General features: G+C 65.8%; 10 protein-coding genes and 2 pseudogenes. 6 read left to right on the top strand and 6 right to left on the bottom strand.

All coding sequences use genetic code 11. From position 1 onward, the window contains the following. Positions 1-42: 42 nt before the first annotated feature. The 3 genes and pseudogenes from EBB59_RS11450 to EBB59_RS11460 all read right to left on the bottom strand — a co-directional run bounded on the left by EBB59_RS11450 (position 43) and on the right by EBB59_RS11460 (position 2,181). Positions 43-957, bottom strand: coding sequence for a histone deacetylase family protein (locus EBB59_RS11450; RefSeq protein WP_122102296.1), 915 nt, complete (start codon positions 955-957; stop codon positions 43-45). A 61-nt stretch (positions 958-1,018) separates the two neighbouring features. Next, positions 1,019-1,588 (bottom strand): cob(I)yrinic acid a,c-diamide adenosyltransferase, encoded by a 570-nt coding sequence (locus EBB59_RS11455; protein ID WP_122102287.1) that lies wholly within the window; start codon positions 1,586-1,588, stop codon positions 1,019-1,021. Between the two features lie 3 nt (positions 1,589-1,591). After that, a pseudogene (locus EBB59_RS11460) lies at positions 1,592-2,181 on the bottom strand (hypothetical protein). Positions 2,182-2,246: 65 nt separating this feature from the next. Here EBB59_RS11460 and ubiH point away from each other — a divergent pair. The 3 genes from ubiH to EBB59_RS11475 all read left to right on the top strand — a co-directional run bounded on the left by ubiH (position 2,247) and on the right by EBB59_RS11475 (position 5,429). Beyond that, a complete protein-coding gene (gene ubiH, locus EBB59_RS11465; RefSeq protein WP_122102288.1) occupies positions 2,247-3,455 on the top strand; it encodes a 2-octaprenyl-6-methoxyphenyl hydroxylase in 1,209 nt (402 codons plus the stop codon). Next, positions 3,452-4,633, top strand: a complete 1,182-nt coding sequence (locus EBB59_RS11470) for an FAD-dependent oxidoreductase (protein ID WP_122102289.1) — start codon at positions 3,452-3,454, stop codon at positions 4,631-4,633. Before ubiH ends, EBB59_RS11470 begins: the two co-directional genes overlap by 4 nt. A 250-nt stretch (positions 4,634-4,883) precedes the next feature. Beyond that, positions 4,884-5,429, top strand: a complete 546-nt coding sequence (locus EBB59_RS11475; protein WP_147455570.1) for a hypothetical protein — start codon at positions 4,884-4,886, stop codon at positions 5,427-5,429. Between the two features lie 6 nt (positions 5,430-5,435). On the opposite strand, the gene EBB59_RS11480 is transcribed toward EBB59_RS11475, so the two are convergent. After that, positions 5,436-6,473: a cytochrome-c peroxidase gene (locus EBB59_RS11480; protein WP_122102291.1), complete on the bottom strand. Its 1,038-nt coding sequence runs from the start codon at positions 6,471-6,473 to the stop codon at positions 5,436-5,438. Between the two features lie 102 nt (positions 6,474-6,575). Then, positions 6,576-6,899 (bottom strand): hypothetical protein, encoded by a 324-nt coding sequence (locus EBB59_RS14285; RefSeq protein ID WP_245979282.1) that lies wholly within the window; start codon positions 6,897-6,899, stop codon positions 6,576-6,578. On the opposite strand from EBB59_RS14285, the pseudogene EBB59_RS14590 reads away from it, so the two are divergent. After that, a pseudogene (locus tag EBB59_RS14590) lies at positions 6,840-6,980 on the top strand (IPT/TIG domain-containing protein); the annotation flags it as partial. The gene EBB59_RS14285 and the pseudogene EBB59_RS14590 overlap by 60 nt on opposite strands. Here EBB59_RS14590 and EBB59_RS14290 read toward each other — a convergent pair. Beyond that, entirely contained in the window at positions 6,959-7,135 is a 177-nt protein-coding gene (locus EBB59_RS14290) for a hypothetical protein (RefSeq protein ID WP_245979283.1), read from the bottom strand. The pseudogene EBB59_RS14590 and the gene EBB59_RS14290 sit on opposite strands and share 22 nt — an antisense overlap. Between EBB59_RS14290 and EBB59_RS11485 the strand changes: the two genes are divergently transcribed. After that, complete coding sequence (locus EBB59_RS11485; RefSeq protein WP_245979284.1) at positions 7,134-11,531, top strand: glutamate synthase; 4,398 nt, start codon at positions 7,134-7,136, stop codon at positions 11,529-11,531. The two genes, EBB59_RS14290 and EBB59_RS11485, sit on opposite strands and share 2 nt — an antisense overlap. Positions 11,532-11,584: 53 nt before the next feature. Continuing rightward, a partial coding sequence (locus tag EBB59_RS11490; RefSeq protein ID WP_122102293.1) for an RHS repeat-associated core domain-containing protein occupies positions 11,585-16,607 on the top strand: 5,023 nt, incomplete at its 3' end.

The following is a 16,607-nucleotide window of genomic DNA, read 5'->3' on the forward strand; positions in this document are numbered from 1 at the left end:
ACGACGCGGGCTTCATCGTTCAGTCGCAATCGGGCTGGTGCGTCAGGCCGCGAGGGCGCGCACGTGGGCGAGCGCCGATTCCGTCAGCGCATCCAGGTCGTAGCCGCCCTCCAGCATCGAGACCACCCGGCCGCACGCGGAAGTATCGGCGATGCGAAGCAGGCTTTCGGTCAGCCAGGCGAAATCCTCGGCTTCCAGCATCAGCCCGGCGAGCGGGTCGGCGCGGTGGGCATCGAAGCCGGCCGAGATCAGCAGCAGGTCGGGGGCGAAGCCAGCCACGTGCGGCAGAAGTTCGCCTTGCCATATGCGGCGGAAGTGCGCGGCGTTGCAGCCAGCGGGTAATGGGTGGTTGAGGATGTGGCCGCCGCCGGAGGTGTGATCCATCCCGGTGCGCGGATAGATGTCGGCCTGGTGGCTGCTGACGTAAAGCACGCGCGGGTCGTGGCGAAAGATCGCCTGGGTGCCGTTGCCGTGGTGGGCGTCGAAATCGACGATGGCGATGTTGCGCACCAGTTTGCTGGACAGCGCATGCGCCGCCGCCACCGCGACGTTGTTGAACAGGCAGAAGCCCATGGCGTTTTCCGGCTCGGCGTGGTGGCCGGGGGGGCGCACCGCGCAGAAGGCGCGGGCGCGATGGCCTTCCAGCACCCAGTCGACCGCGCCGATGCCGGCGCCGGCGGCGCGCAGGGCGGCTTCCAGGCTGCCCGGGGAGAGCAGGGTATCCGTGTCCAGGTGTTCGCGTGGAGCCTGGGGATGGCGATCGAGCACGCGCGCGATCGATTCGCCGCTGTGGACGCGCATCAGGTCCTCGCGCAGGGCGCGCGGGGCGTCGCACCATTCGGCGTCGGGAAAGGCCCGCTTCAGCGCATCCACCACCCGGCGCAGGCGGTCGGGGCATTCGACGTGGCCGGGGCCGGTGTCGTGATCCAGGCAGGCGGGGTGGGTATAGAGGCGCAGTTCGCTCATCGCCCGCCTGCCGTGCCGGCCCGTTCTCTGTTGCGCGGCGGTTCGGCCGTCTTCAAACGCGGCGTCTCTCGTGGCGCCACAGCACTTCGCCATGGCCGCTGGCGCGCGCCAGTACACGGGCGAGGACGAATAGCAGGTCTGACAGTCGGTTCAGATAGCGCACCGCCTGTGGACGCACTTGTTCGACGCGCGAAAGCGCCACCGTCATGCGTTCGGCGCGGCGCACCACGGTGCGGGCGAGGTGGCAGCGCGCCGCCGCCTCGCCGCCGCCGGGCAGGATGAAGTCCTTGAGCGGCGGCAGGGATGCGTTGTAGTGATCGAGGTGGGTTTCGAGGCGGGCCACGTCTTCGTCGTCCACCGCGGCATGGCCGGGGATGCAGAGTTCGCCGCCGAGATCGAACAACTGGTGCTGGATCGAGATCAGCAGGTCGCGGATGCCGGCACAGTCGTCGCCATCGGGAAACTCGCCGGCCAACGCCAGACCGATGCAGGAATTGGCCTCGTCGATGGTGCCGTAGGCCTCGACCCGCAGCGAATCCTTGGCCACCCGGCTGCCGTCGCCAAGGCCGGTGCTGCCGTCGTCGCCGGTGCGGGTGTAGATTTTCGAGAGCCGGTTGCCCATTGCCTAGGCGCGGGCGGAAAGCCGGCGCGCATCTGCCAAGTTAAGCAGCGTGGCGTGCAACATGGCGATCACCGCCACGTACATGGCCGCCGTGACCAGGTATGGGCCAACCCAGTCGAAGTAATTCTTCGCCCAGCCGGCGATGCTCTTTTGCGCCACCACGTCGCTCAGCCAGTAGAAGCCGCCTTGGGCGAACAACTGGCAGGTCGCGACCGAGAGCACCAGTGCCAGCGCCAGCTTGCCGAACAGGACAAGGCCATGCGCCGCCTGCCGGAACAACCACCAGCCACCGGCCCACAGGCTGAAATAGGCCGGGATCAGCATCCAGTAGCCGGGCGAGATGCAATAGTGCCGCCAGAAATCCATGCCCTGCGAGGTGACGACGAAGTAATCGACCAGTACCGCCAGCATCATCAGTACCGGGAAGGCCCCCAGGCGCTCCAGCGGCGCAGGTAATAGCCGCCGGCAAGAAACACCGCCCAGGAAGCGTCCGGCAGTATCGCGAAGTAGTGCTGCCGGGTGGCCGCCATCAGCGCGGCAAGCATGATGAGAATGGCCAGATCGGTGCGGGAACTGCGCGGTTCGGTGGGCATGGCGGCGGGTGAATAGAGATGTGCGTCTCGATTCTAACCTTTCCGGCAGGCACTAGAATTCGCCCATGAAAACGGAAACCCAACACGACATCGTCATCGTGGGCGGCGGGCTGGTCGGCGCCAGCCTGGCTATCGCACTGGAGTCCGCGGGATTGGATGTGGCGATGGTGGAAGCCGCCTCGCCGGGCGCGTTGCCGCCGGTGTTCGACCAGCGCAACCTCAGTTTTGCCGAGACCACCTGCCAGGCGCTGGCCGCGCTCGGCGTCTGGCCGCTGTTGCGCGGCGCCTCGCCGATCCGGCGCATCCACGCCTCGCGCAACGGCGATTTCGGCCGGGTGCTGCTGGAGGCGCGGGAGATGGGCCGCGAGGCTTTCGGCTACGTCGTCATCGCCCGCGATTTCGGCGAGGCGCTGGACACACGGCTGGCCGAAGTGACCCACCTGAATCGCCGCCGCCCGGCGCGTTTTCTGGGCAGTACGATCCGCGCCGACGGGCTGCGCGAGGTGCGCATCGCCGATGGCGAGTCGGAACGCGTGCTGGTCACGAAACTGCTGGTCGGCGCCGATGGCATGGACAGCAGCGTGCGTGCCGCGCTCGGCATCGGTGCCCAGCGCCACGATTACGGCCAGACACTGTTCGTCTGCCGCGTGCGCGCGTCGCGCGCGCCCGACGGTACCGCCTGGGAGCGGCTTGGCCCGCACGGCCCGACCGCGTTGCTGCCGCGGGCCGATCGCCATTACGGTGTGGTCCACGGCGTCGCCAGCGCGGATGCCGATGCCGTCGCCGCGCTCGACGAGCGTGCCTGGCTTGCGCGTTTGCAGGATGCCTTCGGCTGGCGCGCCGGCCGTTTCCTGGCCAGCGGCGAGCGCAGCCGCTATCCGGCGCTGCGGGTGGTGGCGGACAAACTCGTCGCGCCGCGCGCGGTACTGCTGGGCAATGCCGCGCAGAGCATCCACCCGGTCGGCGCGCAGGGCTTCAACCTGGGCCTGCGCGATGCACTGACCCTGGTCGAGGCCATCGACCGCCACGGGCTGGACGACCGAACCATGTTGGAACACTACGTCGCGCGCCGCCGCGAGGACCGCGAACGCACCCTGGCCTTCTCCGATGGCATGGCGCGCGCCAGCGCCAACACGGGGGGAATGATGCGCCTGCTCCGCAGCGCCGGCATGGCCGTGTTGGCCAATGCGCCGGGCTTGCGCGCGCGACTGGCGGCGGGCGGGATGGGCTATCGCGGCGACGTGCCGGCGATCTGCCGGGAGGGTGCGCGATGAACCGGCGCCTGCGGCGGGACGTGGTGGTGGCCGGCGGCGGCGTGGTTGGCGCGACTGCCGCGCTGGCGCTGGCAAAGGCCGGGCTGACGGTGGCGTTGGTCGAATCCGGCGCGCGGGCACGCTGGTCGCGCCAGGATCCCGACCCACGCGTGTTCGCCTTCGCCCCGGACAATGCCGCGCTGCTCGACGGGCTGGGCGTGTGGAACGAGATCGCGACGGCGCGCGCGCAGCCGTATCGCCACATGCGGGTGTGGGATGCGGCCGGCGGCGGCGAGCTGCATTTCGATGCCGACGGGCTGGCACGGCGCGCGCTTGGCTGGATCGTCGAGAACGCCTTGTTGGTCGAATGCCTGTGGCGGGCGGCCGAACGCGCCGGCGTGGAGATCGTGCAACCGGCGCGGGTTGATGGCTTGACGCAGCGCGAAGACGGCGTGCGCCTGCGCCTGGAAGGCGGCGAGACGCTGGAGGCGCGCATCGCCATCGCCGCCGATGGCGCGCGCTCCAGGCTGCGCGAGTTGGCGGGCGTGGAAGTTTCCGCGCGCGACTACGCCCAGCGCGGCGTGGTCGCCTACGTCGAAACGGCCGAACCGCACCGGCTGACCGCCTGGCAGCGTTTCCTGCCCGGTGGCCCGCTGGCTTTCCTGCCGGCCGATGGCGACCGGCGCAGTTCGATCGTCTGGAGCCTGCCCGAGATGGAGGCCGAGCGCGTGCTGGTGCTGGACGATGCTGCTTTCGGCATCGAGCTCACCCAGGCGTTCGCCGCGCGCCTGGGCGTCGCGCGGCCATTGTCCAGGCGCGTGGCTTTCCCGCTGCGCCGGCAATTGGCGAAGACGCAACTGGCTGGGCGCGTGCTGTTAGTCGGCGATGCCGCGCATGTCGTGCACCCGTTGGCCGGGCAGGGCGTCAACCTCGGTCTGCGCGACGTCGCGGCCCTGGCGGCCTCGGTCGGGGAAGCGCGGGCCAGGGGCCGTGCCTTCGATGCCCCGCACCGCCTGCAAGCCTGGGCGCGGCGGCGGCGCAGCGACAACGTGGTTTCCGCTCACGCCTTCGAGACGATCAACCGGGTCTATTCCAACGATGCCTTGTTACCGACTTTCCTGCGCGGCCACGCGCTCGGCATCGCCAATGCCGTGGCGCCGCTGCGCCATGCGCTGTGGCGGCACGCCGCGGGAATATGAGCGCGAGAACGCGGGCTTGATGAACCCGGCGCATCGTCGTGATTGCCGGCTCCGCCTCCAAGGCGCGCCGGTGTGACGGCGGCCCCCGGTGCCGATGCCGGGGCGCGAGGGCGGACCGCTCCGGCGAATGGGCGCGCCAGGCGGGGAAGTTTCACATGGCGCATTTATTTACCGCCCGCGCCGTGGTGTCGCCCGCGCGCATGTGTTTGTCGTCCCAGCCCGATGTCGCGGCCCCCATGCCGCATGCGGCATGGGTTTTCTTGCGCGTTGCATGGCGTGCGGATACCGTGGTGCCACCAACGAAATGGGATGGCGCGAAATGGCACGGTCCGGACAAGTGTGGCGAAATCTGTTCATCGCGGTGGCGCTGTCTTCCGGGTTGCTGGCGGGTTGCAAGCCCGCGGGCGACGCCCCACGGCGACAAAATGAAACCAAGCCCGAGGCTTTCTCGATTACCGAAATCCTGATTCAGCCCGCCACCTCGGCGGAAGGCGTGATGCGGCCCCAAACCGTCGATGCCCCCATCGTCGTGCTGATTCGCAACACCGGCAGCGCCGGCGAGCGCCAATTGCAAGCCAAGTTGATCGATATCGGCCAAGGCAAGCCGGTTGGGGCGCGGACGCTAACCTACACCGCGCGGACGCCTTCGGAAAATACGCTCACCTTCAAGCCGCGGCCGGCCTGGGGCGAAGGGCGGCATCTCCTTGAAGTGACGCTTGATGGAAAGCTCGTGGCGAGCCGCGATATCGATGTGTTTTCGGTAGCCGACGCGGAGTCGATGGGCGCCGCCCGCTGAGCGCTTTCAAAGCGTTTGCAGGAATGCCAGGAGCTGCCGTTGCTCCTGCACGGTCAGGGCGATCGGCTTGCCGTCGGCCAGCCCGCGATAATACAGCTCGTGCTCGATCGCGGCCTGCAACGTATCCACGCTGCCATCGTGCATGTAGGGGGCGGTCAGTCCGACGTGGCGCAAGGAGGGCGTCCTGAACGCGCCGATGTCGGCGGCCCTGCGGCTGACGATGAAATGCCCGAGCTCCGCGACCTCGGTGTGGGTCATGACCGCGACGCCGGCGGGTTTTCCGGCGCGTTCGGTTTCGTCCAGCGTCTGGATGGCGGATTGCAGATTGCCGGCGATTTTCTGAAACCCGACCCCGGCATGGTGGAACCGGCCATCCTGTAGCGATCCACTCGCATCCAGGCGGTGGCAGTTGGCGCATTGCGCCTTGCCGGCGAACAGCTTCATGCCCTCGGCCGCTCCATCGGGCAGGGCGGTGCCCTGGCGTCGCCATTGTTCGTAGCGGGTGGGGGCGGCGCTCAGCGAGCGCACATAGGCGGTCAATGCGGCCGTGACTTCTTTCGGGCCGGGCTCGTTCGTGCCGGAAGCGGCGGCCAGCCTGGCGTACAGATTCCTTTCCCTGATTTTCCCCAGCAGCGCCTCCTGATCCCGCAAGCCCATCTCGACCGGGTTGGTGAAAGGTTGCAACACCACGTTTTCGAGTGCGCGCTCGCGCCCCTCCCAGAAAAACACGTCGCCCTGATCGGGCAGACCAAGCAGGCTGGGCGCGTTGCGCGCCCCCATTTTTCCCGCCACCCCAATGGATACCGGCCTGGGGTCGGAAAACGCGTGGGCGCGCTGGTGGCAGCTTGCGCAACTGACATTGCCATCGGCGCTCAAGCCCGGCTCCTCGAACAGCAGCCTGCCCACGGCGATCAGGTCGTCCGGTGAGTCGCCCTGGGCCTTTGTGCATCCGGCCACGCACGCCAGGATCGACATCATCGAAAGATAAGCCAGCAGGGTCGATATTCTGGTCGAGCCGAGACTTTTTTGTCTTGATATTGTCATGAGAATTTGCTATCCAACCGGTAGGGACGGGCATGGATGCCATCATTGGGTGAGCAGACTGGGTTCGAACAGTCGCGTCGAACGGTTCGGGGAAACTATATGTCAAGCAAGATGTGGGCGTTCGTGCGCCAGTTCGGTATCTGGACATCTATCGCAACACGTGGCCTGGGTGGCCGCTGGGGCATGCTGTTTCTGCTCCTTTTGCTCTCCGCCGCGACCTTCGGCGTTGTGGCGACGAATTATTTCTACGATGCGAATGGCCGGCTGGTCGTGGTGACGGACGATGCCGGCGCCAGCGCTCGTTACCGTTACGACGAAATGGGCAACCTGAAGAAAGTCGAGCGACTCTCGGCCGATGAGCTGGCCATCTTCGCTTTTACGCCCGGCAAGGGCGCGGCGGGCGTCAGAGTCACCCTCGATGGGCAAGGGTTCGCCACGGCAGCCACGGATAACGAAGTCCGTTTCAACGGCGTGCCGGCAACCGTTCAGAGCGCGAGCGCCACCCGTCTGGTGGCGACCGTTCCGGCCGGCGCCGCGACCGGCCCGATTACCGTCAAGGTGGGCGCCAGGATGGCGACGGGCGATGCCGATTTCGTGATCGACCCCGGCGCCAGGCCGCCGGTGATCGGCTCGCTCTCGCCGCTGATCGCTTCGGCCGGCATGGATATCGATGCCGAGGGCAGCGGCTTCACCCCCGTGCCCGGGCAGACTTCCGTGCGTCTGAATCAAGTGCCCGTCCTTCCCACCCTGTTGCGGGACGAGCGGATCACGTTCGCGCTTCCCCCAATGGCGGCCAGCGGCAAGCTGATGGTGTCCACCCCCTACGGTGTCGCCATCAGCGACCAGGATTTGCTCGTGGCGCCCACCGGGGTGGAACCGGCCGCGATCGAATCGATGAAGCGCCTGGGTATCGATGCGGCGGCACAGACCCTGAGCGTGGCGGAAGCGGGTAAATCGCTGGCCGTGCTGTTCGATGGCGATGCCGGCGACAGGCTGTCCCTGCAATTTGGCGGTCTCGGCGATGTTTCGGTGGGTTATCGCCTGTTCGATATCGGCAATGCCGAGATCCTCTCGGGCACGGTGTCGGCTTCGAGCGCCACGGCCTTCCTGCCCAGGCTGGCAACGCCAGGCACCTATCTTCTCTTGCTCAAGCCCAATGCCTACCCCGCCACCTGGTCGCTGGGGATCGAACGGGACAAGCTGCTTCCGGTCGATGGCGCTCCCCTGCCGCTGGCGGTCATGCCCGGCCAGACCAGGCGTGCTTGGTTTGCGGCGGAGGCGGGAGGCAAGCTCGGTATAGGCATTGTCGATGTGGTAACCAAAGGAAACAACAGCGGCTTCAACGTCAATGTTTATTCGCAGGATCGTGCCTCGATTGCTTCCGCCTCGTGCTCGGTAAGCAGGCTGAATTGCGATCTGGAGGTCACCACGCCTGCGAAGGGCGAGTATGTGGTTGAAATCAGATCGGGTAATTCCGCGCAATCCGTCGCTTTGAACGTACTGCTGTCGAGTGAGGTGAGAAACACGCTGACGCGTGACGTGGCGATGCCGCTGGAGATCGTGCGGCGCGGCCAGAATGCCCGGCTGAGCTTTGCGGGCGAGGCGGGAGAGCGCCTGACCTTGCGGGTAATGGAGCAGATCACCACCCCTGGTTGGCAGACAGTCTATTACCATGTGCTGAAGCCCGATGGCACCATATTGACCTCGACCTCGCTGACTTCACCGGGCACGCTTGAAATCCCGATTTTGCCGGTAAGCGGTATTTACCGTGTGTTTGTGGGCCCGACCTATGCGGCCACGCTCAAGGCACAACTCATGCTGGCAACCGGCAATGTCCAAACGTTGGTGCTGGATGGCGCGGCCAGTCCGGTATCGACGGCAGTGCCGAGCCAGCGCGCCTTCCTCAATTTCACGCTGGCGGCGCCGGGTAATGTGGGGGTCGGCATCACCGATCTGGCCTTGCTGGGGGGCTCGGGCAACTATGTCAGCATAGTCGCCTACAACGAAGCCGGTCAGCAACAAGCAAGTTCGAACTGCTATGTCAGCGAGGTGGGTTGCAAGCTGAATTTGAGGAATTTTCCCGCTGGAAATCACCGGATCGAGGTGTCTCCATCCGGTAGCGCGCAACGGATGAGCTTCAATGCGCTGTTGTCGAGCGAGGTTACAGGTACCTTGGTACGGGATGTGGCGATGCCGCTGGGAATCACACGGCGTGGCCAGAATGCCCGCCTGAGCTTTACTGGAACGGCGGGCGAGCGCCTGACCTTGCAAGTAATGGAGCAGACCACGTTGCCAGCCTGGCAGACGGTCTACTACACCGTGCTGAATCCCGATGGCACCACCCTGACCTCGATGTCGCCGAATACGGTCGGCACGCTCGAACTGCCGCCCTTGCCGGTGGCCGGGACTTACAGCGTGTTCGTGAGCCCGGCTTATGCCGCCACGCTCAAGGCGCAATTCATGTTGGCGAGTGGTTATGTCCAGACGTTGGCGCTGGATGGCGCGGCCACTCGGGTATTGACGCCGTTGCCGGGCCAGCGCGCGCTCCTCAACTTCACGTTGGCGGCGCCGGGTAATGTGGGGATTGCCATTACCGATCTGGCCTTGCTGGGTGGTTTGAACAGCTATGTCAGCATAGCTGTCTACAACGAAGCCGGCTATCAACAAACAAGCCTGACTTGCTATGTCAGTGCAGTGGGCTGCAAGCTGAATATAGATGGTGTGCCTGGTAACTACCGTGTCGCGGTGTCTCCGGCCGATAGCGTGCAACGGATGAGTTTCAATGCACTGTTGTCGAGCGAGGTTACAGGTACCTTGGTACGGGATGTGGCGATGCCGCTGGAGATCGCGCGGCGCGGCCAGAATGCCCGCCTGAGTTTTGCCGGCACGGAAGGCGACCGTTTGGCCTTGCAGGTAATCGCACAGACCACCCTGCCGGCTTGGCAGACGACCTATTACAAAGTGCTGAAGCCCGACGGTACCACGCTGACTTCAATGTCGTTGAAGTCGCCAGGCACGCTGGAATTGCCGCGCTTGCCTGTGAGTGGCGCCTACAGCATATTCGTGGAATCGGATTATGCGGCCACGCTCAAGGCGCAGCTCATGCTGGTAACGGGTAATGTCCACACGCTGGTGTTGGATGGCGCGGCCAGCCCGGTATCAACGGTTGTGCCAAACCAACGGGTCTTCCTCAATTTCACGCTGGCGGCGCCAGGTAGTGTGGGCGTCGGCATCACCGATCTGGCCTTGCTGGGGGGGACGGGTAGCTATGTCAACATAGTCGCCTATGACGAAGCCGGTCAGCAACGAAGAAGTTCGAGCTGCTATGTCAGCAATGTGGGCTGCAAGCTGAACTTGAGAGGCTTGCCCGCCGGTAACTACCGGGTTGAAGTATCTCCATCCGACAGCGCGCAACGGATGAGCTTCAATGCGCTGTTGTCGAGCGAAATCACGGGTGCCTTGAAACGCGATGTGGCGATACCGCTGGAAATTATGAGGCGTGGTCAAAACATCAATCTGAGTTTTGCGGGCGTGGCGGGCGAGCGCCTGACGCTTCGGGTAATGGAGCAGGCGACCTTGCCGATTTGGCAGGAAGTCTATTACTACGTGTTGAGGCCCGATGGCGCCACCCTGACCTCGATGTCGCCGAATTCTGTGGGCACGCTCGAACTGCCGCCCCTGCCGGTGAGCGGGAATTACAGTGTGTTCGTGAGTCCGGCTTACGCGGCCACGCTCAAGGCGCAACTCATGCTGGCGAGCGGTAGTGTCCATACGTTGGCGCTCGATGGCGCGACCACCCGGGTATCGACGCCGTTGCCAAATCAACGTGTCTTCCTCAATTTCACCCTGGCGGCGCCGGGCAATGTGGGCGTCGGCATCACCGATCTGGCCTTGCTGGGGGGGGCAGGTAGCTATGTCAACATAGTTGCCTACAACGAAGCCGGTCAGCAACGAGGAAGTTCCAGTTGCCGTATCAGTGAGGTGGGCTGCAAGCTGAACTTGAGAGGCTTGCCCGCCGGTAACTACCGGGTTGAAGTATCTCCATCCGACAGCGCGCAACGGATGAGCTTCAATGCGCTGTTGTCGAGCGAGATCACGGGTACCTTGACACGCGATGTGGCGATGCCGCTGGAAATCGCACGGCGTGGTCAGAACGCCAATCTGAGTTTTGCCGGTACAGAGGGTGAGCGCTTGACGCTTCGGGTAATGGAACAAATCACCCTGCCAGCCTGGCAGCAAGTCTATTACTACGTGTTGAATCCCGATGGCACCACCTTGACTTCGATCTCGTTCGATTCTTCAAGGACGCTCAATTTGCCACCCTTGCCGGCAAGCGGGACTTACAGCATATTCGTGGGTCCGCGCTATGCGGCCACGCTCAAAGCGCAACTCATGCTGGCGAGGGGTAATGTCCACACGCTGGTGCTCGATGGCGCGGCCACCCGGGTATCGACGCCGTTGCCGGGCCAGCGCGCCTTCCTCAACTTCACGCTGGCGGCGCCGGGTAACGTGGGAATCGGTATTGCCGATCTGGCCTTGCTGGGCGGGGTGGGGAGCTACGTCAACATAAACGTATATGACAAGGATGGTCGGAGTCGGGCGAGTGCGAATTGTTATGTCAATCAGGGGTGCGGGCTGAGCCTGAAGGGGCTTGCCGCGGGCAATTACCGGGTTGAGGCATATTCGCCCGATGGTGCGCAACGGATGAGTTTCGATGCGCTGCTGTCGAGTGAGGTGACAGGCGCATTGACGCGCGATGTGGCGATGCCGTTGACAATCGCGCGGCGCGGCCAGAATGCCCGCTTGAGCTTTACCGGCGCGGCGGGCGAGCGCTTCGAGTTGCGGGTAATGGCGCAAACCACGTCGCCGGCCTGGCGGACGGTCTATTACACGGTGTTTCGGCCGGATGGCACCACCTTGGCCTCGATCTCGTTGGATTCTCAAGGAAAACTCAATTTGCCAGCTCTGCCGGTGGCGGGGACTTACAGCGTATTCGTGGGCCCGGCCTATGCCGCCACGATCACGTCGCAACTCATGCTGGCGAGCACCACGCCATGAAGACGCTGAAGACTCGGTTTGAACGGCCGCGGCTCATGCCTACGGGAAATGCCATGAACAATCAGAATGGGGTTCAAACCATGCAAGCCCACGCCACCTGGCACCGACGCCTCGCATCCGTATTGAGCCTGGGGGGGCTGCTGTTCGTGGCGGGCATGACCGGCGCGGCGCAGATCTCGGGCTCCGGCGTGGAGCCGGGCACGGCGCAAGCGAATGCGGACAGCACGGTGGGCCATGCCGACATACGGGTTTCATCCGGCCGCATGCTGCGGCTGTTGCCGGATGGCCGGACATTGCAGTGGCTGGATACCGCGCGCCCGGCACGGCCACTGAGGCGCTGGGAGCTGCCGGAGACCCGGCGCGAAGCAACACTGACGCGGCTGGCCAGCGGCGAAGTATTGCTATTCGGCGGGATGGACGAACGAGGCGTGGCGCAGCCGGATGGCTATCGCTTCGTGCCGGCCACGCAATCGCTGAGGCCCTTCCGCGAACCGCGGTTGATGGCCCGCGCCGGCCATACGGCGACCGTGCTGACCGATGGCTCGGTGCTGTTCGCGGGCGGGCGTTCCGGCACCCCAGCCCAGCGCTGGCGCGGTGGCGATCATGTGGTGCCGGTGGCTGGACTCGCTCACTACCACCGCACGGCGGAGTTGCAGGCCGATGGCCGCGTGCTTCTCCTTGGCGGCGGGCAGGGCAAGGCCCGCGACGCGCAGGTCTTCGACCCCGCGACGGATCGCCTCTCGCCGCTTGCTGCCCAGGCTCGCCCTTCCACCGGCATGGGCGACGCGCCTCGCGTGGCGGCCACCTTGCCCGCCCGGCAGGCCAGCGACGTGGCGGTGGAGACGCGCCTGGCCGTGCGTTTCAGTCAACGCATGCGCGAAGCGTCGCTCGTCGCCGGCACGGTCAGCCTGATCGGCCCGGTGGGGCAAGTGGCGGTCGATGTCGTCCCGGCGGAGCGGGGCCGGCTGCTGTTCGTCAAACCCCGCCAGCCCCTGTTACCGGCCACCGCCTACAGCTTGTTGGTGGATGGCGCGAAAGGCGTGAACGGCAAGACGTTGCCATTGCTGGTTCTGGATTTCTGGACCGAAACGTTGCATGCGCGCGATACCGCAAAGGCGACATCGCCCCCGGCCCGTCCGGCATCGCGCTACCCGGCGGGGTTTTTGGGCTGCGGCAAGACCCGGCCCTATCCCTGCCGTCCGCGCAGCCGCCTGCAACAGGGCTTTTGGACGCCCGGTCGGGACAATACCGCCGCGCACTGGCGGACTTCGGGGAATCTGGAAAGCGTCCCGGACATGCAGCCGCTCGCGGCGGTGGCCGCCCGCCACCGCACCACGGTGGTGACGGGCCGCATCCGCTCGGTGGATGGGCGGGCCGTGGCCGGGGTGGAGGTGAGCCTCGGCCAGCGCGTGGCAAAGACCAATGCGCACGGCGATTTCGTGCTCACCGGCGTGCCGACGGGCAGGCAGGAGCTGTATGTCGATGGCAGCGCAGCCAAGCGCGGCGATACCGAATACGGGCAGTTCGTGATGGGGGTGGATGTGGCGGCGGCGGGGCGGCTCACACAAGTGCCGCACGTGATGTACCTGCCGAGAATCCACCCGCGCGACAAGGTGGCGATCAGCTCGCCGCTCCTGCGCGACACGGTGCTGACGCACCCGGATATGCCGGGCCTGCAAGTGCTGATCCCGAAGGGCACGGTAATCCGCGACCGCAAGGGCCGCATCGTGCGCGAGCTGGCGCTGGTGCCGACCCCGGTGAACCGGGCGCCGTTCCCGGTATCCGACAATTACCCGATGTACTTCACCATCGAGCCGGGCGGCGCGGTGGTGCAGGGGCTGGACCCGGCATCGGCCAAGGGCATCCGCGTGCTCTATCCCAACTACGATGCCCATCCGGCGGGCACCCGGGCCAACTTCTGGATTTACGACCCGCAGGAAGGCTGGCGCATGTACGGCCAGGGCCGGGTGACGAGCGACGGCAGCCGCTTCGCGCCGGAGGCCGGCGTGGGCCTGCACCAGGTAATGGGCGGGGGCTACTCCCTCAACACCGACGACCCCGGGCCGGAAGAAGGCATGCCACCGGATTGCCAGGTATGCGGCAACGGCAACGTGGGCACGGGCGGCAATGCCACCTCGGGCGACCCGGTGGACCTGCGCACCGGCCAGTTCACCTATAGCGAGACCGATCTGGTGATCGCCGATACGCTGCCGATCCAGATCGGCCGCACCTACCGGCCGCACGACAACGTCAAGCGGTCATTCGGCTACGGCACCGCGTTCAACTACGACTACCGCCTCAACATCGAGGGGGCCGGGAACAGCGCGATGCGGCTGGTCCTGCCCAACGGCGTACCGCTCGACTTCCAGCGCGTCTCGGGCAGCGGCGCCAGCGGGGAATGGCGGCACACCGGCAACGGGCAGTACCACCAGGCGCGCCTGTACTACCGCAATACCCGCTATCACCTGAAGTTGGTGGATGGCACGGCGATGCAGTTCAACAACTACGCGCCGAACCGCCTGGAGTCGATCAGCAACCGATACGGCCAGACGTTGCGCTTCACCTGGGATGCCGGGCGGCTGGCGCGCATCACCAGCCCTAATGGCCGTTACGTGAACCTGGAATACGACGACCAGGACCGCATCCAGACCGTGCGCGACCCGCTGGGCAACGCCACTCAATACCGCTATGGCAGCCACGGCCTGCTGGAGCGGGTGATCTACCCGAACGACACCTCGCGGCGCTACGAATACACCCTTCAGCCGTTCCCGGCGGGCTGGACGGGCGGCTATCGCATGGATGCGTACTCGACCCGCCACTTCCACCGCGTGAGCGCGATCTACGACCAGCGCGGGCAACGGCTGCTGTACAACGAATACTCGCGCCGACGGTTGGCTGCCACCGGCGACCAGCCGGCCCAGGACCTGGGCCCGGATCAGGTGATCAAACAGATCCTGGCCGATGGCGCGACCTATACCTTCGATTACGCCCACCTCGACCAGGGCGTCCCCGGCGTGCTGGTGACGATGCCCGACGGCGTGCGCCGCCGCGTGGTGTTCGATGGGGACGGGCTGTACCCGCAAAGCGACGTATGGGGCTATGGCACGGCCGACGCGCAAACCTACCGCTTCGAACGCGACGGCCAAGGCCGGCTGACCGCGCGTATCGACAGCCTGGGCCGGCGCACGGAATACCGCTACGACGGCGCGGGCCAGCTCATCGCTATTGAAGCGCTGGCCGGTAGCCCGCAATCGCGCACGACCGGCTTCAGCTACGACAGCGCGCAGCGGCTGACCGCCCTGCGTACGCCGCTGGGCCAGACGCTGCGCTTCGCCTACGACGCGACGGGCTGCCTGATCGCCAGCACCGACGCACTGGGCCAGACCACCCGCTTCGGCTGCGACGGGGCGGGCCAGCTCACGCATGTGACCACCCCACTGGGCCAGACCACCCGGGTGGATTACGTCGCCGGGCAAGTCGCGCGGATCACCGACCCGCTGGGCCGCGTCGCCACACTGCGCTACGACGCGCTGGGCCGGCGCATCGCCGTGCAATCGCCGGATGGCAGCGTGCAACGGGTGGAATACGACACCCTGGGCCGGGTGGTGAAGTCCTACGACGGCCGCGGCCAAGCGACGGAATACGGCTACGACGCCAACGGCAACCTCAGCGCCGTCCTGAAACCCCACGGCCTGGGCGAGACCTACGACTACGACGCCCGCGACCGGCTGATCCAACGCACCGACAACCTGGGCCAAAGCGAACGCTGGGTCTACGACCTGGAAGGCCGACCGACCCGTTACACCGACCGCCAGGGCCAAGTCACGACCTACGCCTACGACGCCCTGGGCCGCCTGTCGACGGTGACCCACCCCGATGGCGGCACGTCCGTCTCGGCCTACGATGGCGGCGACCGCCTGCTGTCGCTGAGCGACAGCCAAGCGGGCACGCTCCAGTGGACCTACAGCCCCTTCGACGAACGACTGAGCGAGACCAGCGCGGGGGGCGTGGTGCAGTGGCGCTACGACGCCGGCGGTCGCCGGATAAGCATGCAGGCGGGCACGCAACCGGCGGTCAACTACGAATGGGATGCCGGCAACCGCCTGCGCCGCATCACACAAGGCAGCGAACACGTACGCTTCGGCTACGATGCCGACAACCGCCTGATCGAACAGATCCTGCCCAATGCCGTGAAGCAAGCCTACGTGTACAACGCGGCGGACCAGCTGACCGGCATCGGCTGGGCGGATAAGGACGATCAAGTGATCGGCAGCCTGGGCTACGGCTACCACCCACAAAGCGGCCGGCTCTCGGCGCAGACCGGCAGCTACGCCCCGCAACTGCTGCCGCCGGCCAGCCAGGGCGACAACACGTTCGACGCCAACCACCGTCAGACCCGCTTCGAGGGCACCGCGCTGCACTACGACGCCAACGGCAACCTCACCGAGGCAGGCGGCCGCCGCTACGTGTGGAACGCCCGCAACCAACTCGTCGAAGTACGCGAAGGCGCACAGCTAGTAGCGAGCTACCGCTACGACGCCCTGGGCCGGCGCATTGTGAAACAAGAGAACGGCGGCACTATCGAATACCTGTACGACGGTCTGAACCCGATACAGGAGAAAGCGGGCGAGACGATCAACCCGATTCTGACCGGGTTGGGGATCGACGAATACTACGCAAGAAACGAAGCCATCGGCCGCACCTACTTCCTGAGCGACCACCAGAACAGCACGCGGGCGTTGACCAACGCCGCGGGCCAAGTGGTGAACCGCTACGACTACGACCCGTACGGCAACGCGCGTCAGAGCAAAACAGGCTTCAGCAACCCGTACCAATACACGGGCCGTGAACGCGACCAGACGGGCCTGATGTACTACCGCGCCCGCTACTACCGCCCTGACATGGGGCGATTCATTGCGGAAGACCCGATCGGGCTGGCGGGGGGATTGAATACGTATGCCTATGTCGGTGGCAACCCAATTAGTTGGATTGATCCGTATGGACTCCAAGTCATGGTGTGTCGTGACCCTGCTTTTAATGGCAAGGTTCCTGCACACCACTATTGGGTCACCACGG

This window comes from Solilutibacter pythonis, from assembly GCF_003697345.1.
Taxonomy (GTDB): Bacteria; Pseudomonadota; Gammaproteobacteria; order Xanthomonadales; family Xanthomonadaceae; genus Solilutibacter; species Solilutibacter pythonis.